The 226-nt window shown below is 61.5% G+C and carries 1 pseudogene; it reads right to left on the bottom strand.

Annotated elements, in window-relative coordinates:
* Positions 1–226, bottom strand: a pseudogene (locus tag AF337_RS25340) (MFS transporter); the annotation flags it as partial.

The raw sequence follows: 226 nt of genomic DNA, 5'->3' as shown, positions 1-226 counted from the left end.
CATTTCACCAGTCCTGGAATTGCTTGATCTGCGACCAGCTCTTCCTTGCTTCCGGCCGGAAGCGTTGCTGCCACGGCGAGGGTCACGATGGCGCAGCCGATCATCGCCAGGAAGGCTGTCTGATAGTTCTGATCCGTGGCTTGCAGGATGGCGCCGATCGCTGTGGGCGAGACGAACGATCCGATCTGGGCGAGCGAATTGATCAGGCCCGTCGCGATCCCCACGG

This window comes from Rhizobium ecuadorense (assembly GCF_001187535.1).
GTDB classification, from domain to species: domain Bacteria; phylum Pseudomonadota; class Alphaproteobacteria; order Rhizobiales; family Rhizobiaceae; genus Rhizobium; species Rhizobium ecuadorense.
This window is presented reverse-complemented; position numbering and strand designations above follow the sequence as displayed.